Raw genomic sequence first — 22,259 nt, 5'->3', positions numbered from 1 at the left:
AATATGTTTGATGAAGTAAGGTTCCCTGAAGATATATCTTATGGATCAATTGGGGGTCCAGAATATTTAACAAAAATAATCCCCTTAAATTCTGGTAACGAATATAGAAATATTACTTACTCACTTTCAAAATTAAGGTACAATATATCATATGGAGTTAAAACCAATGAGCAAATATCAAAATTATTAACCTTTTTTAGAGCAAGGAGAGGAAAAGCAATTGGCTTTAGATTTAAAGATTGGTCAGATTATAGTGCTCGAAATGAACTTATTGGAATTGGAAATGATGTAGTAACACAGTTTCAATTAATAAAAATTTATAAAAGTGGAAATTCAGAATATATAAGAAAAATCACAAAGCCAGTATCAAATAGTATAGTGATATATTGTGATAAAGAAAAATCAATTAGTGATACTTACCAAATTGACTATACTACTGGAACCATAAATTTTAATTCGCCCGTTAAAAAAAATACTAAAATTTCTGCAAATTTTAAATTTGATGTTCCTGTTAGATTTGACGTAGATTTTTTACTAATCTCTATAGATAGTAAAAATTTATATTCTTGCAATAATATTAAACTAGTTGAAATAAACCTGTGATAAAAATCCATAATGATTTAAACAATAAGCAATCTGATAATATTATAACATATGCAATTTGTTGGTATATAAAATTAAACTGTGGATCTGAATTAAAGTTCACCAATCATAATAATAACATTAAAATTAATGATGAAATTTATATATCCAAAAACATTTTAAATTATAAAAAAATAGATATAAATTATAATTTTGTACAAAAAAATAATGAAATAAGTGGAATTATTGATAATATATACTTTAAAAAAGAAGATATAATAAAAGGAAAATTTAAAAATAGTTATATTAAAGTTTTTTTAATAGATATAAATAAAGTTAAATATAAAGAGTTAATTATAAATCAAGGTTATATAGAGAATATTCAAATTTTTGATAACATATTCAAAGCAAAAATATCTCCTTTTATCAATCAGTTTAATAAAAAAATAACTCAACCCTTTTCTCAAAATTGCAGAGCTAAATTTTGCGATAAAAAATGTAAGTTAACTGCACAAGATTATACTTTTTATGGGAAAATTGAGAGAATAATATCAAAAAATTCGTTTTTTGATATTAAAAGAACTGAAAAAGATTTTTATTTTAATTATGGAATAGTAACTTTTTTCACTGGTATAAATAAAGACTTATCTTTTGAAGTTAAAAATTTTAAGAATAATATAACAGAATTAATTCTGCCCTCAGGATTTAAACTTTATAAAAATGATAGATATTCTATCATCACAGGTTGTGATAAAAATTTTATAACTTGCACTAATAAATTTAAAAATTCCCTAAATTTTAGAGGCGAGCCTTATATTTACAATGCTTTAAAGACTAATCTGAAATAAATCTCTCATATATATATAACAAAGGAAAAGAGAAAAAAGATAAAAATATACAAAATAATTCTCTTGAAATGTTAACATACATAACCCCATTCAAATTAGGATGTATCAAAAACCCTATCAGCCCTAAAAAAACTGAAATATATGCTAAGAATTTACTTTTTTTAAAATTAAAATAAGAAACGACAATTGGAAAAAATAATGTACATACCATTATTTGGTAACTAATCAACATAACTTCAATAATATTATTACAAAAATTAGCAATTATTATCGCAGAAAAACCAAGAAAAATAGTAATTATTCTAGTATGTAATAAATTTATTGAAGAATTCTTTTTTTTAAAATCCAATGAAATATTTGAAGTAATAGCACATAGCAAAGAATCACCTGTAGAGATTATAGCACATAGAACTGCAAGTACCACAATAGAAACAATAAAACTATTAGATGTATTAATAAAAAAGTATATCATTTCATTACTTCCAGCAGGAATATTTTTAATACTTCTTGCAGCAATCCCAAAAATCAATGGTATAAAAGCAAATATTAAAAGTAATATTCCCGCTAAAAAAGCAGAAATATAAGCTGTTTTAGAATTTTTAGCCGAAAAAAATCTTTGAGCCATATCTTGCTCTATAAATACATATAAAAATGGAACTATTAAATAAGGTGCTAAAAGTGTTTTCTCTTTATTTACAATACAATTGAATAAATTATCAACTGAAAATTGTATATATTCATATTTATAAAAAAAATAATAAGCTGTAATTAAAATAAATACTATAAAGATAAATATAATCTGTACAACATCTGTATATACAACAGCTTTTAGACCACCTAAGACTGTATATAATATTAATACTATCCAAAATGCATAAAGAATTAATTCATTCTCAATCCCAAATGCTATAAGTAATTGTCTCGTTCCTACTATTAATGAAATTAATATTCCATAAAGAGATATTATTGATATAATAGATGTAACTTTCCTTAAAAATTTTGACTTATATTCTTTTTCAAATAACTCAGCTACTGTAGATATGTTTTTCTCCCTAAGTTGTTTCGCTCCAAATATTGAAATTGCAATTAAGCCTAAAGATAAACCTAGTGAATAAAATATTCCATAGATACCATATTTATATGAAAAATCTGATGTACCAAGGATTACTCCAGCTCCAATTTGTGTTGCAAGCAAAGACATGCATATAGAAGCAATACCTAACTTTCTATCAGCTAAGAAATAATTATCACCAGAGTGAACACCTTTAGATACATGATAACCAATGCCTATAAATGTAACTAAGAGTATTATTGAAAAAAATGTAAAATAATAAATCATACTTAATTATGATACTTATTATTTTTTAAACTTAATAGTTTGAACCAGAAGGTCTTCTAAAAGATTTATGCTTTCTTTTCCTTGCTTCAATGCTTTTTCTTAATTTTTTTTCAGATGGCTTTTCATAATGCCTCTTCTCTCTCATTATTTTAAAAACACCCTCTTTCTGTAATTTCTTCTTTAAAATTTTTAAAGAGTAATCTACATTATTAAATCTTACTTGAACTTCTACCAAAGTATATAATTAATTGTTATTTGTCCCACATAATAATACACATTGATAAATTTATCAATAGCTAGCCACAAACTTTCGAATTAATTTTGTATTATTTTTTTCTTTTATCCAAAATTGATACTAAATACCTTGCTATTAAATCAACTTCTAAATTCACTATAGAGCCTTTTTTTAAATGACATAAATTAGTATTTTTCCAGGTATGCGGTATGATATTTACACAAAAATATTTTTCCTCCACTTTATTTACAGTTAAAGATACTCCATGAATAGCAACAGATCCTTTATATGTAATAAATTTATATATTTTTTTTGGTAAATTTACTTTTATTATATGTGAATCACCTTCATTACTTATCTCTAAAATTTCTGAATAACAGTCAATATGACCTTGTACTAAATGTCCATTTAGTAGGTCCCCTAACTTTAGTGATTTTTCTAAATTAATTTCATATCCTTCACACCACATATCTATATTACTAACTTTTCTAGTCTCAGACGATACTTCAACAAAAAAACATTTTTCATATTTATTGATTACTGTAAGACAGATTCCATCACAACAAATTGAATCCCCTATTGATATTTCATTAATATTAAATTTTGTACCTATAATAATTTTCCAATCTGGTAAATTTTTATCAATATTCAATATTTTGCCAATATCTGTTATTATACCACTAAACATATCCAGTTATTGAATTATTGTTGCATTAAATCTAAAAATAGCTATCTTAAAGTTGGTTATTAGTCAAATTAATAATTAAATTTTAAAACATGAAAATATATCTTGATAGCTGCGATATAGAATTAATAAAAAAATATAAAGAATTAGGAATAGTTGATGGAATAACAACTAACCCTTCAATTATTGCAAAATCTGGCAAAGATTTTAAAAAAACTATAAATCAGATTTGCAGCTTAATTACTACATCTGTTAGTGTCGAAGTAATAGCAACTGATTTTGATAATATGCTTAAAGAAGCTGAAGAATTATCAAATTTAGCTCCTCAAATCACTATTAAATTACCCATCACAGAAGATGGCTTAAAAGCATGTAAAGTACTTTCCAATAAATCTATTGCTGTAAACATGACATTGTGTTTTTCGCCTACACAAGCATTACTTGCAGCAAAATGTGGAGCTACTTATGTTTCTCCTTTTATTGGTAGATTAGATGATATGGGCAGAGACGGATTAAATCTTATTTCTGATATATGTGCAATATTTGAGAATTATCCAGATATCTCAACTCAAATTTTAGCTGCTTCCATAAGAAATCCTATTCATTTTATTGAAGTTGCAAAACTTGGAGTTGATGTAATAACTTTACCTCCAAAATTAATTGATACTATAATTAATAACCCTTTAACAAATAAAGGGGTTGAAATTTTTCTAAATGATTGGAATAATATAAAAAAGTAACAAATTTAACAATGATTAAAATAGTAGCGGGGGTATTTTTGTTCATTCCTTTAATTGCAAACGCAACTGGTAATGTTTTTGATATATATAAGCAAAATATGGATTTTTTAACCAGAAATGATACTATTATTACACAAAATATTGCTAATGCAGATACTCCAAAATTTATACCTAAAAAATTAGAAAATAAAAGATCAACATTTAGTTATGATATAAAATTAGATACAACTAATCCTATGCATTTTCATGCAGAAGAAAGTAATTCTAAATATAAAGTGTCAAATGCTGAAATAATTGAAATAAAACCTGATGGCAACGCTGTAAGTATTGAAAATGAGTTGCTAAATAAGAATCAAAATTCAGTAAAACTTAATCAAGTTGCTAATATGTATAACAAAGCAAAAAATATGATGAGATATGCCATTACAGGAAGTATAAAATGATTTTTAAAACTTTAAAGACATTAACTATTATATCATTTATGTTAACTTATACATATACTTATGCACAATATGAAAGCGATGCTTTAAAAGCATCTATTAAAATTTCAGCAGCAGGAATGCAAGCACAAAATCAAAGACTTAAAGTAATTTCACAAAATATTGCCAATTCTAATGTTACAGGAAAAACTCCTAATGAAGATCCTTATAGAAGAAAAGTTATATTTTTTAAAAACGTTTATAACCCAAAATTAAAAACTAAAATATTAAAAATTGATTCTATTAGAGAGGATAAATCTGATTTCACACTAAAATATGAACCAAATCATCCAGCTGCAGATGCAAAAGGAATGGTAAAATATCCAAATGTTAATATCATTATTGAAACTGTTGATTCTAAGGAAGCACAAAGAACATTTGATGCAAATGTTAATTCTTTAGAAATTGCAAAAAGCAACCAAAATAAAATTCTTGAGTTAATGAGGTAATAATTATGACAACTTCTTCTATTAAAGCTACTTATAATCAAGCTGTAGATGCGTATAAAAGAACAAATAAAAATATAAAAACCACAGGTTTATCTTCTCAAAACTCTAAAACCAACAATATTAATTCAGGCACAGGAGTTTTATATTCAGGTGATAAAATTGATGTGCTATCTCAAGGAGTTTCTAAAGCACCTCAATTTTCTACTGTGATTCAAGAACTAATTAAGAGTAGAGTTCAAAAAGTAAAAAGTTCTGAAAAAGTTTCTTTAGATGCTATTAAAGGTAAAGCTGGAATGATAGAAGTTATGGCTGCAGTAAATGATTCAGAAGTTGCCCTGCAAGAAATAGTTACAGTTAGAGATAAAATTGTAGGTGCATATTTAGATATTTTAAAAATGCCTCTATAATCCTTATAAGGAGTAAATTAAATAAGCTGAAAATCAATCCAAGTTTTTTTTATTTAGTTATAATAATCATCAATAATAATATGAGTAGCATTTAACTGATCATTTAAACTTGTATCAATCACTTTTAAATCAAAAAAATAATCTTTATCACATTTCATTTGTACTTTCCAAAGATCTTGTTGCTTATCTTTATTCTTAGGCCTTAAAACATCATCGATTTTACTATACTCATATTTTCCTACTGGTAAAGACGGTATATAATACCCCTGCACATCATAACCTAAAGCAGTTAACTGACATCCAATATCATAATGATGCAAACCTATTAACATTAAGGACTTATCTACATCTGATTTAATTATATTATCAACAACAAACTTATTACGCATTACTCTATTTGAAATTTGTTCCATTGTATTGGACGCTGGTGGTGTGTCTACTGCTTTAAAGTCAATAGAATACTTTGATAAATTTTGTAAAAAATTTATATACTCTTTATATGCAGGCAATGTTAGATAATATTGCTGAACATATGGATCATTTTGATCTTTTAATTTTATTGTTTGCTCAACTAGTAAATATGATTGTATTGTACTTTCTTTTGTTTCCGTTATTGGTTGTTCAGCATAAAATGTTGTAACGTTTTCTTTTTGGAAAAAAGGCAATAGCTCATTCATAACTCTAGCAGGAGCTGGGTCATAATGTGCTTCAAAAAACATAAAAATTTTTTTTGAATTATGATCATTGGATTTCACAGCTGAATTATATTGATAAAAAAACCCTATTCCTATTGCTCCAAAAATTATTGATGCACTAAAATAATTTCTCATTTACTACCCTCATTAAGTGATTATAAACTTATTTATTAAATTATTATTGCACATTGTAATTAAATTACTTTAAGAAACAAGTTTTTTATTTTAGATATTATTTTTAGATATTATATATATTAAATTATTAGCTAAAATAATTACTCATAGTATTAATCCTGTATTATTTAAGCTACTGTAATATTTAATTATTCCATTTCTATTGTAGCAGGCGGTTTTGAAGTTATATCATAAACAACCCTATTAATTCCATGAACTTCATTAATAATTTGCCTGGCAATTGATCCAAGAATTTCATGAGGAATATCCACATAATCAGCAGTCATCCCATCAACAGATGTAACTGCCCTAAGCACACATATATGCTGATATGTTCTAGCATCTCCCATAACACCTACAGTTTTAACAGGCAATAAAGCAGCATATGCTTGCCATATTTGACTATATAAATTATGCTTCTTCAATGCGTTGATAAAAATGTAATCTGCCTTTCTAAGAATTTCACACTTCTCTTTTGTAACTTCACCAATAACTCTGATTCCCAATCCAGGCCCAGGAAAAGGATGTCTATTTAAAATTAAATCTGGAATATCTAGTTCTTTACCAAGCCTTCTTACTTCATCTTTAAATAATAGCTTAAGTGGCTCTATAAGTTTTAAATCACCAATATCTTTTGGTATTCCACCTACATTATGATGAGATTTAATAGTTACTTTTTTGCCTGTAGAAGTTGCAGCTGATTCTATTACATCTGGGTAAATTGTACCTTGTGCAAGATATTCAACATCATCAATTTCTTTAATAGCTTTTTGAAATGTTTTAATAAAAACTCTACCAATAATTTTACGTTTTTCTTCTGGATCAGTAACATTCTTAAGCTCTGATAAAAACCTTTCACTAGCATCAATAGTTCTTATTTGAAGATCAAAATTATCCTTTAAACTTTTTTCTACTTCTTCAACCTCATTATATCTTAAAAGTCCATTATCTACAAAAATACAATACAATTGTTTGCCAATAGCTTTATTAAGTAAAGTTGCAACAACTGTAGAATCAACACCTCCAGACAACCCAAGTACCACTTTTTTATGCCCTATCACAGCTTTAGTTTTATCTATTTGTTCATCTATAAATGAACCCATTTGCCAATCTTTTTTACACCCTGCAACCTTCGTCAAAAATGCATCAATTATATTTATACCATCTGGAGTATGATAAACTTCTGGATGAAATTGTATTCCATATATTTTTTTTGATTGATGTTGAATCACTGCATAAGGAGCTTTTTCAGTTTTTGCAATTACTTGAAAATCATTTGGTAATTTACTTATATAATCTCCATGACTCATCCAAACTTGATAAAAATCTCCAACTTGCCAAAAATCATCAAATAATACAGATTTTTTTAAAATTTCTAATTTAGCAGCGCCATAACTCCTAGACGTTGAGTTTGATACTATTCCTCCAAAATCCATGCATATACCTTGTTGTCCATAACAAATGCCTAAAATCGGAATATCTAAATCATAGATAATTTTTGGAATTTTTGGTGATTCGTTGTCTGTTATAGATTCACTACCACCAGATAATATTATAGCTTTTGGATTAAATTTCCTCACTTCTTCATCAGAAATTGAAAAAGGTTTAATTTCACTATATATATTTAATTCTCTAACTCTTCTAGTAATCAGCTGGGTGAATTGTGAGCCAAAATCTAATATTAGTACTTTATCATGATCTATCATATATTATTCTTATAATTTATTGCTGGCTCTGATTTATCCAAACTATGTATATGACCTTCTCTAATTCCTGCTGGAGTAATTTTGATAAAATTACAATTCTTTTTCATCTCATCAATGTTTTTATTACCTGTATATCCCATTGCAGATGTTAGGCCACCTAATAATTGGTTTAAAACTTCATTCATAGATCCTTTGTATTTTATATAACCTTCTACACCTTGAGGAACTAAGTTTACTTCTCCTTTTTGGAAATACCTATCTGCAGAACCAGATTTCATAGCTTCAACAGACCCCATACCTCTATATTTTTTATATTTCTCATTTTTAATATTAATAATTTTCCCTGGAGCAACATCAGTGCCAGCTAAAAGAGAACCCAACATAACACAATCAGCTCCTGCTGCAATTGCTTTAGCTAAATCACCAGAAAATTTTATTCCACCATCTGCAATTAAAAATGAATCTTTAGTTTTACATATTTCTGCAACTTCTAAAATTGCAGATAGCTGCGGTGATCCGACACCAGAAACTACTCTAGTTGTACAGATAGAACCTGGTCCTATCCCAACTTTTAAAGTGTCTGCTCCAGCGTAAAGCAATGCAAGGGCAGCATTTTTTGTTGCAATATTACCAGCAATTATTTCAGTACTTGGAGAAATATTTTTTATCTCTTTTATCGTATCTATTACATTTTGAGAGTGTCCATGAGATGTATCTATAATAATCGCATCTACATTAGCCTTAATCAATGATTTTGCACGCTTCAAAGCTTCTTCACCTGTGCCTACAGCTGCTAAAACTCTAAGTGAATTATTTGTATCAACACAAGCTTTATTATATTTAGTAATGTCAACCTCATATTTTTTTACCTTACTAACTTCTTGACACTGCAAATCAATACTTAAACTCTTATGAACAGCACCAATACCACCATTAAGAGCCATATTTATAGCCATCTTATGCTCTGTCACAGTATCCATAGCTGCAGATATTAAAGGAATGTTAAGTACAATTGATTTTGTTAACTTAGTTGTTAAATCTGCTTCTTTTGGAATAATATTAGAAAAATTAGGTTCAATTAAAACATCATCAAAAGAATAAAATTCTTTAATTTTTTTCATTTTTTAAACCTTGCATTTTTTTTTAGTATATATATTAATGATAATATAATAAATCACCATATAATAATAGCCAAAAATATTATGACAAGTAATTTCTTAAAAAATCTCACCACATTAACAAATGATATGATATTTCAATTGCCAATTTGCGATATACATGTTCATCTTCCCGGTGTAATTTCACCAAATATTGCTTGGAGTTTGGGGATTAAAAATAAGTTTATTACAATTAATAAAAAAGAAGATGGCATATATAGCTATTCCAGTGGTCCTAAATCTTTATCTATATTAGATCCTCATGAGCATTACATTGATATATTTAAGAATGATTTTAAGCTTGATACAAATGGAAATCCTATAAATTTAGAATATAATATTGATAACGAAAGCTTTAAAAGCTTTGATAGAATTATGGCTACAATTCAAGGACATAGACACCCTCCTGGTGGAATTCAAACTAAAGAAGACATGATTTTCTTACTCGACTGTTATTTAGAAGAATGTGTAAAGCAAAAAATATTTTATACAGAATTACAGCAAAATATAAAAATAGCTTATCTTTTATTTCCAAAAGATGATCAAAAGATAGCAAGAAAAAATTTATTTTTATTATTTAAAAATTCTATTGATAAATTTAAAGAAAAAGGAGTTCACCTAAGATTTTTACACTGCTTTAATAAAACTAAAGCAGCTGGAGATGATAAAAGTACTCATGAGCGAACTATAGAAGCTGCTAACTGGCTTGAAGAAGCCCAAAAAATTTCTCCTGATGTATTTGTTGGAATTCAATCAGCAGGACATGAAAAGGATGAATCTGGCTGGCCTATCCACCTTAAAGCAGGATATGAAAAAGTTAAAGATTTAGGCTTAGGATGTGAAGCACATGGTGGAGAGGGTATAGGTGTAGAACATATGTTTGATGTTGCAAGGTCTTTACCTATTACAAGATTAGCACATGGATTTCAGGTTATAGAAGATCATGATGTGATAAATTTTGTTAAACAAAAAGATATAACACTAATTATGATGCCTATAATTAATTTAAACCTAGGATTATGTGTTCATATGAAACAAATAAATGGTAAGCAAACTCCATGTTCCAAAAGCAAAGGTGGAAAAAAAATTCATATTAGAGATTTTTGGCAACACCCATTTTTTGAATTATTTAGAAAACATAAAATGAAAATAACATTAAGCTCTGATAATCCTAATATAGGTGGCATACCATTAAAAGAAACTATATTAATTATTGCTGGTCTTAATCAAAACTATCAATATCCAAATGAATTTACACCTATCAAAGCTGAAGAATTAGCTATCCTTTGTAAAAATGGTATTGATATTATATTTGCTGAAGATAAACTAAAACAAGATTACAATAAGCTTCTTAATAATTGGATCAAAGAAAATAATTTAAATCAGAAATTTATCAGTGATTATTATGCAATAAATTAAATTATATTTTTACATTGACTACTAATATCTGAAATTTATATATTTATCTTCACCTAATAATTTTTAACATGACACTTATATTAATTATTAGTTTATATCAATTATTTATTTAAGGTTTATATATACGGTAATTACTCCAATACTATAATAAAGCAAACTAAACAAATTTTATTTCGCAATAAAAATATCTTTTTTTCTAACAAAAGTTGTGATAGAAGGTCCTTGGGAATAAATTAATTGATGATAACATGGGAAGGAAAATCACTAGAAATCAATATGCATACAAATATACAGAAGATAATGAGAAGGATTCAAATATGTTTAAGGATTCAGCATCATTGGACTTTGCTTACAAATCAGATGACTTACTTCTAATTAATAAAAATAACACTCCTCTAAATCAATTATCTGCTGAAATAATTTTATCTAACTCACAAAAGATAATTTTAATTTGTACTATTATATTGCAATTAATTTTAATAAGATATTATGATTTTTTGAACATAATTTTTCAATTTTTTCATTTAATTGTACTGTTAAAATATGGAGTTATTGTTTTAAAAAGTACAAATAGAATATGAAAAATTTCTTAAGACCTTATACAATTTTATTACCTATTTACAAAGAAGAAAAAATTATTGAGCAACTAATTAGCGCTATAAAAGATTTAATATATCCAAAAAATTTACTTCAAGTTTTATGTTTAATTGAGAGTGATGATAATAAAACATTAAGCGCCTTATTAAAAATAAATTTACCAGATTATTTCTCAATTTTAATTGTAAAAGGAGAGGGACCAAAAACAAAAGTTCGTGCCTGTAATTTTGGTTTAAAATATACAACTGGAGATTATTTAGTCATTTTTGATGCTGAAGACATTCCTGAAAAGGGGCAATTACTCAAAGCAGCAAAAACATTTTATCAAAGTAACGATCCATACTTATCTTGCCTTCAAGCAAAATTAACTTTTTATAATTATAATACCAATACTTTAACCAGATTATGTACTTTGGAATATTTTTTTCATTTTAACTTTATTTTACCTGCTTTTTCTAAATATGAAATTCCAATACCTCTAGGAGGAACAAGCAACCATTTAAGAACCAGTATTTTAAAAAGAATAAATGGTTGGGATGAATATAATGTAACAGAAGACGCAGATTTAACTTACAGATTATATAAAAACAATTTTAAAATTAAAATGTTAAATAGTTACACATCTGAAGAAACTGTAGTAGATATCAAATCATGGATTAAACAGCGTTCAAGATGGATTAAGGGGCATATTATTACTTTTTTGGTTCAAAGCAGAACAATATTTAATATTAATACTAAGGCTAATTCTATAAAATATGTTTTTAGTTTATACTACTTTATGGGCATAACATCCATCTTATCACTTTTTCAATTTTACTGGCCAATATTGCTATACTTTTTTATATATAATACGCCTTCAAAAGTTAATATATATTTATCTATCACCAACTTTTTACTTTATATTTATTGCTATTTAAAAATTCCTCTTTCTTTATTATTAAGTAAGAATAAAATACTTCCAAAAACACTTATTAAATACTGCTTTATTTTTCCAATATACATTTTTTTATATACATTACCTTCACTAATAGCTATCAAACAATTAATATTTAAACCCTATAAGTGGGAAAAAACTAATCATGGAAACAATTTATATAAAAAAACAAATAATAATTAAGATATTTGATAGATTTGGTTGCGGGGGCAGGATTTGAACCTGCGACCTTCAGGTTATGAGCCTGACAAGCTTCCGGGCTGCTCCACCCCGCGATAAGATTTTAAAGACTAGGAATTAATAGCATATTAAAATCGTAATATCAAATTAAAACCTAAAATTAATTATTTATTTCTTATTTAATATGTTCTTTACAAGCTTAGAAATTTTATTTTCAATTTTAAATTTATTTGGTATGTTCAATTTTTCAAAAACAAAAGCTATTGTTCCAATTAAAATACTATTAGTTTCAGCTGCAATCTTTTTTTGTTTTTCAGGGGATAATCCTTCTATAGTTATCATATTATGAATTCTATCAATTTGCTTTATAAACAACGCTTCATTATCCTTTACATTAATTAAATTAGCAATAACATCATCAAATGGAATTTTAATTTTTTCCCCATTAATAAAACTTACTCTGGTTAATCTATCAACAATTTGAGCAATCCTTGAATTAAAATTTTCTCTCACATCATCTAACGTACATTCTGTATCTTCAACAATATCATGAAGTATGGCAGCTATAATAACATCAGTTTTAAAGTAATATTCAGCTGCAATTTCTGCAACAGTAAGTGGGTGCGAATAAAAAGGCTCTCCTGTTTTTCTAGTTTGCCCATCATGCCATTTTTTTGCAAAAATAATAGATTTTTCAATAAACTTAATATTAACTTTTCTTCTAGCAATCTTGTTTAGATTAACTAATTTAGTAAGTAAGGATTTTGAAAAATCACAATCTAAATTATAAAGTTTGTATTCCTCACTCATTATATAATTATACTGATTTTCATCTAATCCAGTATCTGCATTAATTGGATCATCCTCAGGATAATTATCAAATCTACCCGCATTTTTTTCTATTTTTTCCATATATTTTACAGCTAACCAGTAACATATCATACCTGGTATACAAATAAGCCAAATGCAAAAATCGCCTATAAAAACTTTTGAAAATTCTAATATGATAGGTGCAACACCATAACCAATAACTGAAGCAATCCCAAATGCAATTCCCAAAATCTTAAATCGTTTTGATATAGGTATATGCTTAAAACAAGTTAATTCTGTAGGGCTTGTAAAACTTGGAAATAATAAAACCAATAATTGCAAAAAAATTAACGATATTAAATTATCAGTTATTTTAAATAAATAAGGTAAAGATAATACTACTATCGAAGAAACTATTATACTTACTTTAGCTAACTTTAAAGGGTGAAATTTTTTTAATAATGGTATTACTAATAATAAAAATATCAAATGTAGTGCACTAAATTTAAGATTTTGGGTGATAACTTGTTCACTATTCATTCCTAATTTCACTTTCATAAACGGCACGGTATAAATATAAGCTATATAAAAATAGATCGCAAAAGGCAGATGCATAATAAAATAACTAAGAACTATTTTTTTATCTAATTTTTCTTTAACAATATTAGAATTTATTAGTGTATTGTTGTTTTGCTTCTCTAATTCAGTTTGAATTCTAAGTCTTTTTTTATAATCTATAAATTCAGGTGTTTCTCTTAATTTTGTTCTAGCTACAATACCTACAATTGCTATAATAGCACCAATCCAAAATGCTATTCTCCAATCAAATGCAATAGAAGTTGCAAAATAAGCAACTAGAAGTGCAAATGATCCCCCTAACTTAGACTGAATATTTATGATAGATGTGCATATATAACTATATGGAGGCTTTAAGGACTCCATTATATAAAGCTGGGCCCCTAAAATTTCTCCCATTGAAGTAAAACCTTGAAGCATTCTACAAAAAATTACTGTAAAACTAGCCATAATACCAATATCTGAATATGTCTTTAAATTTGCCATGATTATACAGCAAATAGCCATTAATATTGTAGTAATTATAACCGTATTTTTTCTTCCAATATGATCCCCTACCCACCCTACTATAAAACCACCTACTGGCCTAAGGATAAATGTTGAGCAAAATGTAAATATTGTCACAAGCTTTGTCGTAAAAGAATCTGTTTGAGGAAAAAACAACTCATTTAAGAGAACTGCCATATGCACATACAGCATTAAATCAAAATACTCTAAAAAAGTACCTATAGAAAGCAATAATACACCTTGATTTTGCTCTTTACTTAATACTTTATTACTTGACACCTAAGTTTATTCATAATCACACACATATGTAAATTGTGAAATAAATTTATCTTATAAGCAAGCTTTTTATCTAATTAAAGTCTCACCAGACATTTCAATTGGCTTTGGAATTTTTAATATATCTAAAATTGTTGGTGCAATATCAGATAATTCTCCATTTACTAATTTTATTTTTTTATTCCCAAAATAGATTAGTGGCACATCATTTATTGTATGCGATGTTTTAATTTGATTACTATTTACTTCATACATTTCTTCTGCATTTCCATGATCAGCAGTAATTAATAATTCAACATCTTTTTCTTTACAAATATTTAGAAGCTTTCCTACACACTGATCAATAGTACTACAAGCTTTAATAGTCGCTTGTAAATCACCAGTATGACCAACCATATCAGCATTAGCATAATTAACACATATAAAATCAAATTTCTTATTTTTTATTGATTCAACAAGCTTATCCGTTATTTGATAAGCTGACATTTCAGGTTTTAAATCATAGGTTTTAACTTTTGGAGAATCAACTAAAAGCCATTTCTCACCATCAATTTGCTTCTCTCTTCCACAATTAAAAAAGTAAGTTACATGTGCATATTTTTCTGTTTCAGCAACTCTTAATTGTGTTAAACACTTGTTAGAAAGATACTTTCCTAAATCGTTCTGTATTTTCAATGAAGGTAATACTTCTTCAATAATATTTTTAAATTTACTAGAATATCTAACCATAGAAGCAGCATAAGAAAGATTTAATTCTTTAACTTCAAATTTATCAAAATTATTTAAAACTAAAGACTCCGCAATCTGCCTTATTCTATCAGCTCTAAAATTTAAAAATAATAATAAATCTTGATTATTTATCCCAGAAAATGATTTTTTATGAGCTGGCCTTATAAATTCATCGGTTATACCTTCACTATAACATTTTTTAATATATTCATGTACATCATTATATACCGATGTATCTCTAGCAACTATCGAGTTATAAGCAAGCTTTATTCTATCCCATCTACAATCTCTATCCATAGCATAATACCTACCACTAATTGATGTAATTTCAATGTTATGCTCGGATAATTTTTTAATATACTTTAGTGCACCTTTAGGAGATGAATCTCTACCATCTGTAAATGCATGTAATTTCACCTTTATATTATTTTTATCTAAAAAACTTGCTAGTTCCACTATATGATCCACATGAGAATGTACACCACCATCAGAAATCATTCCTAAGATGTGGCAAGTTTTATTAAAAGATTTATTAACTAAATTTTTTATAATATTATTTTCACCAAGCTTGTGGTGATTTTTAACTAAATTATTTATCCTTACTAAATCTTGAGGAATTACTCTACCGGCTCCTATTGTCATATGACCTACTTCTGAATTACCCATCTGCATAGGTGGCAATCCTACACTTTCACCACATGTCTTAATTAAACAATTAGGATAACAAGATAATAAATAATCAATATTAGGAGTATTGGCCAATTTTATAGCATTGTTATTTTTATCATGTGATATACCCCATCCATCAAGAATACATAAAATTATTTTAGTTTTGTTTTCCATTAATCTCCTATTGGCAATTTTATTATTACTTTTAATCCACCTAAATGACTTTTAGCAAGTGATATTGTTCCTCCATGTGTATTAATTATATTTTTTGATATTGCAAGCCCTAGACCAAAACCTTGCTTAACTTTTGAATCTAATTTTTTAAACGGTTCAAAAGCTTTTTTGTATTCTTTTTGCTCAATTCCAGGTCCATCATCTTCAATTGTTAAAATTGTTTCTTCAGAAGCTTTTGATAAACTGATGCTGACTTTTTTATAACAGAATTTAATGCTATTATCAATAACATTAGTTAAAGCTCTTTCCACAGCATTAACTCTTATAGTAATAAATAACTTATTTTGATTAGTGTTATTAGTAAAAACTATTCTATTATCATTTAATAATTTCAAGGTATTTTTGATCATTTTTATAATGTCAAAACTTTTATTATCTTCATTTCCTTCCTCTTTAGCAAATGTCAAATAACTGTTAATCATATCCTCAATTTTTTTCATATTTATATTAATTGCTTCAGTATAATTATTTTTATTCATTAAAGATAATTGTAATTTTATTCTTGTAATTGGTGTCCTTAAGTCATGTGCAATATGAGCAAGCATCTCTGTTCTATTTTTTATTTGCTTTAAAATTCTTTTTCTCATCTTTAGAAATGATAAACCAAGTGATCTAATTTCATTTGCACCAGATGGTTTAAAATAAAACAACCTACCTTGCCCAAAATCTCTAGCAGCTTTATTTAATTTAACAATTGATTTAACTTGGTTTTTCATAAAAAATAATGATATTAAACCAAATAAAATTGAAGTAGTTAATATCCAAAGAATAAAGATATATGTTGTTGGATTCTTTATTTTACCAGTTGAAAAATCCAGCTGAAGAATATTTTTGTTGTTAACATGTACTTGAACTCTAATTTTAGAAAATTTTTCAATATAACCTATATCTGATTTATAATAAATTTCTTTATCTATCTTTCTTCTTAAACTTAGTAATGACCTGTCTTTAATCATACCTTGATATTCTGAATTATTTGCAAATGAAATATCAAACCCTAATTTATTTAAATTACTTAAAATACCTCTATTATCACCATATAAGTTATAAATATTTATAATCGTATTAATTTCTTGAACAACAATATTTTCCATATTATTTGAAACACTTCCCCAATGTCGTTCATAAAAAATAGTTATCGTAACAATTTGAATAATGACTATAGGCAATAAAATCATTAATAAAAATCTATTGTATATAGAGCTTGGAAGTAAGTTCACTTAAATATCTATAAAAATTACACTGTTTTATATAATATATACTGTTCTATTTCAAATTTTACATAAAATCTATTTTAATATTAATGAACTATTATTATTAATTTTTTGTATTTTGAAAACTATTTTAGGTATAAATTTTAAATTAAAAAAATACTTAAAATTGTTAATAAAAATTTAACATAAAGCTTGAATATTTTGCTTGCAATACAATAAGATTAGCTATACTATCACCCATGACATGAGGAGCAGTATCTAATTGGTCACTTTCACACACATCCCCTCACTACTTTTCTCTGCTTCTCTTGTCACATAATATAATAAGACGAAAAAATAATTATTAACTAATTATACTTTCGCTCTTCTTAACATTATTGTACAAAACTTTTTATAAAATTGCAACTTTATAAAAAATAATAATATTCTTTTATTCATTGATAAGAGCTACTTTATAATTTATTATCGTGTTTATAAATACTAATTATTAAAAAACATATATGTCTGTTATTAAAGATATTTCAATAGCTTTAGCTAATGTTGCTGTCAAAGTATATGGTGTTTTCTACAATTATGATACAGATGTAGAAGTTAAAAAGGGAGTTAAACATAAAGATAATGAACCAGAAATTAATAAAAGTTTTTGGGCTAAAACAAAAGCTAGATTATGGGATGTAGTTGATTTCTTTTTTGGCCCATCTACTCTAAAAGTAATAAGTTTTTTGTCAATTGGCTTTTTACTTTTGAGCCCATTTGGACCCTTAGCAATTGGAATAGCAGCAACAGTTTCAGTATTAACTTTAGGATTAGGTATAGTAATAGAAGGAAAGAATTTAAAAGATTTAAGAGTTCAACAAAAAGAAGCATTAGCACTAGAAACTATAACAGAATTACATAAAGAAAAACTAGAAACATTAGATAAAACTCCTGAACTAAAATCTATATTAGATGAAATGCTCAAACAAGAGCATAAATTAGATGGAAAAGACAAAACATTGAAAATCAAAAATATTTTACAACATTTTCCTGAAGCATTAATACCTCTTGTAGGTAACATTATGACCGGTAATCTAATTTCCATTGGAGCAGGTGGATTTTGTGTAATGGTAGGAGCAGTCTCAGCTGTCAATGAACAAAAGTCTTTTAGTAAACAACGAGACGAAATGTATAACATAATACAAACTAACAAAGATATATTAAGAGAAAATGGAGGTTTAAGCATTGATTATCCACAAGGCTCAGGTTTAGATTTTTTAAAAGGCTGCATCAGGGATACAGAAGCTGAAATACAAGCAATAAAAAATATACAGGCTAAAATTGAAAATGGAGAAATTGATATTAATAAACCAGAACAGGTGAAAAAACAATTTAAAGCAGAATTAAGCCAAGTAAAAAAAGATTTAGAAGCAAGATCAAGCAAAGCTGATGACCCTAAATTGGAAGTCCACAGCCTAAATTACTATACAAAAAAGGCTTTTTTTGCCAGCTTTTCTTATGATCGAAGTAGAGAAATTTTTGCCCCACTTGCTCATTATAAAGAAGAGAAACATACAGAATTTAGAGATTTTTATAAAGATAGAGTTAAAGGAAAAATTGTAAACACTCCAAGCAAACAAGCACAAAAAGATAAAGATATTTCTACTAAAAGGTCATTTGTTGAAAGTTTAACTCAAAAAAGTGAATTACATGGTAGAAGTATAAGGACTTAATAAATAATGTAATTCTTTATCTTTAATTTCATTTCCTTAGAATAATACAAAACATCTTCTAATGAAGTAATTTTAACCGACGTTGCTTTACTTACTGAACCTTGGATTAGTTTGTTTATTCCTAAAAAACTTATTTTTTTTTGAAGAAATGTTTCAACTGCAATTTCATTTGCAATGTTAAAAGTAATTAATGCATAACTACCAAGTTTATAAGCTTGTTTTGCTAAATAAAACAATGGAAAACGCTCTTGTGTAATTTTTTGAAAATTTAACACACCTATTTCAGCAAAATTTAGTTGAGTATAATTAAATTTTATTCTTTTTGGATATTCAAACACGGTTGAAATTGATGTCTTCATGTCATGATATGCCATTTGAGAAAGGACTGAACCGTCTGAATAATATACCATACCATGAATTATTGACTCTGGATGAATTATTGCATCTACCTTATCAATATCTAAGTTAAATAATTTACAGGCCTCTATCACTTCAAGCCCTTTATTTACCATATTAGCACAATCAACAGAAATTTTAGCACCCATTTTCCAATTAGGATGGCATGCAGCTTGTTCTGGAGTGATAAACTTTAACTCCTCAATATTCTTATTTAAAAATGGACCACCTGAAGCAGTAAGAACAATTTTATCTATGTTTTCTCTGTTATTTTCTTCAAATACTTGAAATATTGCATTGTGCTCTGAATCAAGTGGTATAATTTTAGTAAAGCTCTTTTTTGCTTTATTAATTATAAAATCTCCAGCACAAACTATACTTTCTTTATTTGCAAGACCAATTACTTTAGAATTTCCAATAGCTTTCATAATTGGTTTAATTGCTATCATCCCCATAATACCAACAATGGTAATGTCATATTGTAAACCAGACATATTTATGAGTTCTTTATGACCAGAAAAAATATTTATATCATAGCCACTAAGCAACTCTTTTAATTCCTTATATTTACTCTCATCACATATCACTATATTCTTAGCTTGAAACTTTATTGCCTGTTCAGCCAGCTTTTTAGCATTTTTATTTGCTGTAATTGTAGTTACTTCATATTTACCTTTATATTGATCAATCAAATCTAAAGTGTTGCAACCAATACTACCAGTTGAACCTAAAATGCATATTTTCTTTTTCATAATTTAAATAAAAATTATTTAAACCTTAAGAGAAGATAAAAAAATATTGATGCTAAAAATATACTATCCATTCTATCTAATACTCCACCATGTCCTGGTATAATATTACCACTATCCTTTACACTAAATTTTCTCTTAAAATATGATTCCATCAAATCCCCAACTTGCCCTATAATACCTAACAAGCTTAAATAAAACCCAAAAATAATAGCAAACGCAGAAAGGAAAATATGCTTTAACATAATAATTGCTACTATATTAGGGATAAAAAACGTAATTACTATACCCCCGATTAATCCTGCCCATGTTTTTTTAGGACTAATTTTTGGACACAATTTCGGCCCACCAATCAATACACCTGCAAAATAAGCAGCAGAATCAAACACCCAAATACTCAAGAGTAATATCATAATTTTAAAATATCCTTCATCATATAATCTTATATATCTAAGTGATATCATAGAGAACCCTATATAAATTAATATTGGAAATATCCACGTCATTTTTTTTAACAGCGATATTTTTTTATCATTGTTAACAATCATGATAACTTCATATGTTGAAATTATAAATATTAATCCTAAAAACGAATCAAACAAAACCCCTCCTTCCATAATTATATAAAGTACAATTGGAATTAATACTAAAGCAGTTATCACTCTCTTAAATAAGTTATTATTAAGTATTTTACTTACCATATTTCCTCTCTCTTTTATTAAAATCTTCTATTGAATCAAGCAAATCCTGTTTTCCAAAATCTGGCCAACACTTACTTGTAAAATAAAGTTCTGTATAAGCAATTTGCCAAAGTAAAAAATTACTTAATCTTTTTTCTCCACTTGTCCTAATCAATAAATCAGGATTTGGTATTTGATGAGGATTTATAATAGACTCAAATAATTCTTCAATATTATTTTTATTTACAGATTCCTTATGATATTGTTCATTAAATTTTAAAATTGATCTAGTAATTTCATCTCTTGCACCATAACTCATGGCAATAACTAAGCAAAAACTGTTTTGCGATGATCTATCTTCAGCACTTTTCATAGCTATTTTTATATCTTCATCTAATTTTGAATGGTCACCAATAAAAATAATTCTTATATCTTCTGCAATCAATTTTTCAATGTCTTTTTTTAAATATTCACGAAACATATTCATAAGCTTTACAATTTCATCTTTGGGTCTCTGCCAATTTTCAAGTGAAAATGCATAAAGTGTTAGATACTCAACACCAAGCTTTTTTGAATATTTTATGATACATTGCGCAGATTTAATTCCTTTTTTATATCCAAAAGATTTTGGTAAATTTTTTTGCCTTGCCCATCTACCATTACCATCCATAATTATTGCTATATGCTTAGGAATATTGTTTTTCTTCATTAAATTCTTTAAATCAATTCTAAAAATTCTGCCATTATCTTTTTTACACCTTCCTTCTCAAAAAACACCTCTGTTATATCTTCTTCTTTAGATAACACAATACCTTTACCAAATTTAATGTGTTTTACTTTTGTTCCAACCCCAAATTTTTCTTTTTTTGTTGAACTAATAAAATTTTGCTGCTTAACTTCTTTAAATGAGTGTAGGTTATTTTGATTTAAAGAATTATTAAAGTAATTATTTACTATCTCATAACTACCTTTGGGTAGTTCATTAATAAACCTTGATATTTCTGAAATTTGTAAATCTCCATATATTCTTCTATAACAAGTATATGAGATTGATAAATCTCTTTTAGCTCTTGTTATTGCTACA

At 26.7% G+C, this 22,259-nt stretch carries 22 protein-coding genes, 1 tRNA gene and 1 pseudogene; 10 read left to right on the top strand and 14 right to left on the bottom strand.

The features are described from left to right. Positions 1–3: 3 nt before the first annotated feature. A complete protein-coding gene (locus h2es_RS01380) occupies positions 4–603 on the top strand; it encodes a DUF2460 domain-containing protein (protein WP_154510712.1) in 600 nt (199 codons plus the stop codon). Further along, a complete protein-coding gene (locus h2es_RS01375) occupies positions 600–1,430 on the top strand; it encodes a DUF2163 domain-containing protein (RefSeq protein WP_154510710.1) in 831 nt (276 codons plus the stop codon). The genes h2es_RS01380 and h2es_RS01375 overlap by 4 nt, the downstream gene beginning before the upstream one ends. Here h2es_RS01375 and h2es_RS01370 read toward each other — a convergent pair. The 3 genes from h2es_RS01370 to h2es_RS01360 form a co-directional block, all read right to left on the bottom strand. Further along, positions 1,417–2,769: a sodium:solute symporter family protein gene (locus h2es_RS01370; protein ID WP_154510708.1), complete on the bottom strand. Its 1,353-nt coding sequence runs from the start codon at positions 2,767–2,769 to the stop codon at positions 1,417–1,419. The genes h2es_RS01375 and h2es_RS01370 overlap by 14 nt on opposite strands. 31 nt (positions 2,770–2,800) lie before the next feature. Next, positions 2,801–3,004, bottom strand: coding sequence for a 30S ribosomal protein S21 (gene rpsU / locus h2es_RS01365; protein ID WP_154510706.1), 204 nt, complete (start codon positions 3,002–3,004; stop codon positions 2,801–2,803). A 91-nt stretch (positions 3,005–3,095) separates the two neighbouring features. After that, entirely contained in the window at positions 3,096–3,692 is a 597-nt protein-coding gene (locus h2es_RS01360; RefSeq protein WP_154510704.1) for a riboflavin synthase, read from the bottom strand. Between the two features lie 89 nt (positions 3,693–3,781). Here h2es_RS01360 and fsa point away from each other — a divergent pair, with 89 nt between their 5' ends. From fsa to h2es_RS01340, 4 genes are read left to right on the top strand one after another with little or no spacing between them, the layout of a single operon-like run. After that, complete coding sequence (gene fsa, locus h2es_RS01355; protein WP_126044675.1) at positions 3,782–4,429, top strand: fructose-6-phosphate aldolase; 648 nt, start codon at positions 3,782–3,784, stop codon at positions 4,427–4,429. A 38-nt stretch (positions 4,430–4,467) separates the two neighbouring features. Next, positions 4,468–4,872, top strand: a complete 405-nt coding sequence (locus tag h2es_RS01350) for a flagellar basal body rod protein FlgB (protein WP_126044674.1) — start codon at positions 4,468–4,470, stop codon at positions 4,870–4,872. After that, the gene (gene flgC, locus h2es_RS01345) at positions 4,869–5,357 is read left to right on the top strand and encodes a flagellar basal body rod protein FlgC (protein WP_230204226.1); all 489 of its coding nucleotides are present in this window, start codon (positions 4,869–4,871) and stop codon (positions 5,355–5,357) included. The genes h2es_RS01350 and flgC overlap by 4 nt, the downstream gene beginning before the upstream one ends. Before the next feature lie 5 nt (positions 5,358–5,362). Beyond that, positions 5,363–5,764: a flagellar hook-basal body complex protein FliE gene (locus h2es_RS01340; protein WP_154510702.1), complete on the top strand. Its 402-nt coding sequence runs from the start codon at positions 5,363–5,365 to the stop codon at positions 5,762–5,764. Positions 5,765–5,817: 53 nt separating this feature from the next. Here h2es_RS01340 and h2es_RS01335 read toward each other — a convergent pair whose 3' ends face one another. From h2es_RS01335 to guaB, 3 genes are all read right to left on the bottom strand, one after another. After that, complete coding sequence (locus h2es_RS01335) at positions 5,818–6,594, bottom strand: hypothetical protein (RefSeq protein ID WP_154510700.1); 777 nt, start codon at positions 6,592–6,594, stop codon at positions 5,818–5,820. Between the two features lie 188 nt (positions 6,595–6,782). Beyond that, entirely contained in the window at positions 6,783–8,339 is a 1,557-nt protein-coding gene (gene guaA, locus h2es_RS01330) for a glutamine-hydrolyzing GMP synthase (protein WP_154510698.1), read from the bottom strand. After that, entirely contained in the window at positions 8,336–9,460 is a 1,125-nt protein-coding gene (guaB, locus tag h2es_RS01325) for an IMP dehydrogenase (protein ID WP_154510696.1), read from the bottom strand. The genes guaA and guaB overlap by 4 nt, the downstream gene beginning before the upstream one ends. A gap of 81 nt (positions 9,461–9,541) precedes the next feature. Here guaB and h2es_RS01320 point away from each other — a divergent pair, with 81 nt between their 5' ends. The 3 genes from h2es_RS01320 (at position 9,542) to h2es_RS01310 (ending at position 12,629) form a co-directional block, all read left to right on the top strand. Continuing rightward, positions 9,542–10,915 (top strand): amidohydrolase family protein, encoded by a 1,374-nt coding sequence (locus tag h2es_RS01320; RefSeq protein ID WP_154510694.1) that lies wholly within the window; start codon positions 9,542–9,544, stop codon positions 10,913–10,915. A gap of 248 nt (positions 10,916–11,163) precedes the next feature. Next, positions 11,164–11,496, top strand: coding sequence for a hypothetical protein (locus h2es_RS01315; RefSeq protein ID WP_154510692.1), 333 nt, complete (start codon positions 11,164–11,166; stop codon positions 11,494–11,496). Continuing rightward, positions 11,493–12,629 (top strand): glycosyltransferase family 2 protein, encoded by a 1,137-nt coding sequence (locus h2es_RS01310; RefSeq protein ID WP_154510690.1) that lies wholly within the window; start codon positions 11,493–11,495, stop codon positions 12,627–12,629. The genes h2es_RS01315 and h2es_RS01310 overlap by 4 nt, the downstream gene beginning before the upstream one ends. Positions 12,630–12,644: 15 nt before the next feature. On the opposite strand, the gene h2es_RS01305 is transcribed toward h2es_RS01310, so the two are convergent. The 4 genes from h2es_RS01305 to h2es_RS01290 all read right to left on the bottom strand — a co-directional run bounded on the left by h2es_RS01305 (position 12,645) and on the right by h2es_RS01290 (position 17,521). Beyond that, positions 12,645–12,721, bottom strand: a tRNA-Met gene (locus tag h2es_RS01305). A gap of 73 nt (positions 12,722–12,794) precedes the next feature. After that, positions 12,795–14,798 carry an MFS transporter gene (locus h2es_RS01300; protein ID WP_154510688.1) on the bottom strand — a complete coding sequence of 668 codons (2,004 nt, stop codon included), beginning with the start codon at positions 14,796–14,798 and terminating at the stop codon, positions 12,795–12,797. A 66-nt stretch (positions 14,799–14,864) separates the two neighbouring features. Continuing rightward, entirely contained in the window at positions 14,865–16,367 is a 1,503-nt protein-coding gene (gpmI, locus tag h2es_RS01295; protein WP_154510686.1) for a 2,3-bisphosphoglycerate-independent phosphoglycerate mutase, read from the bottom strand. Continuing rightward, positions 16,367–17,521 carry a HAMP domain-containing sensor histidine kinase gene (locus tag h2es_RS01290; RefSeq protein WP_230204225.1) on the bottom strand — a complete coding sequence of 385 codons (1,155 nt, stop codon included), beginning with the start codon at positions 17,519–17,521 and terminating at the stop codon, positions 16,367–16,369. Before h2es_RS01290 ends, gpmI begins: the two co-directional genes overlap by 1 nt. 620 nt (positions 17,522–18,141) lie before the next feature. Between h2es_RS01290 and h2es_RS01285 the strand changes: the two genes are divergently transcribed. Further along, complete coding sequence (locus h2es_RS01285; protein WP_154510682.1) at positions 18,142–19,350, top strand: hypothetical protein; 1,209 nt, start codon at positions 18,142–18,144, stop codon at positions 19,348–19,350. Here the strand turns inward: h2es_RS01285 and dxr are convergent. The 4 genes and pseudogenes from dxr to h2es_RS07540 form a co-directional block, all read right to left on the bottom strand. Further along, positions 19,347–20,498, bottom strand: coding sequence for a 1-deoxy-D-xylulose-5-phosphate reductoisomerase (gene dxr / locus h2es_RS01280; RefSeq protein ID WP_154510680.1), 1,152 nt, complete (start codon positions 20,496–20,498; stop codon positions 19,347–19,349). The genes h2es_RS01285 and dxr overlap by 4 nt on opposite strands. 14 nt (positions 20,499–20,512) lie before the next feature. Then, on the bottom strand, positions 20,513–21,196 hold the full coding sequence (locus h2es_RS01275; protein ID WP_154510679.1) for a phosphatidate cytidylyltransferase: 684 nt from the start codon (positions 21,194–21,196) through the stop codon (positions 20,513–20,515). Beyond that, positions 21,186–21,884 (bottom strand): polyprenyl diphosphate synthase, encoded by a 699-nt coding sequence (uppS, locus tag h2es_RS01270; RefSeq protein ID WP_154510677.1) that lies wholly within the window; start codon positions 21,882–21,884, stop codon positions 21,186–21,188. The genes h2es_RS01275 and uppS overlap by 11 nt, the downstream gene beginning before the upstream one ends. 8 nt (positions 21,885–21,892) lie before the next feature. Further along, positions 21,893–22,259 (bottom strand): annotated as a pseudogene (locus h2es_RS07540) (hypothetical protein); the annotation flags it as partial.

Origin of the sequence: Rickettsiales endosymbiont of Trichoplax sp. H2, assembly GCF_009690945.1 — a bacterium.
GTDB lineage: Bacteria > Pseudomonadota > Alphaproteobacteria > Rickettsiales > Midichloriaceae > Aquirickettsia > Aquirickettsia rohweri.
The sequence above is the reverse complement of the archived record's forward strand: the minus strand, read 5'-3'. Positions and strand labels throughout refer to the sequence as shown.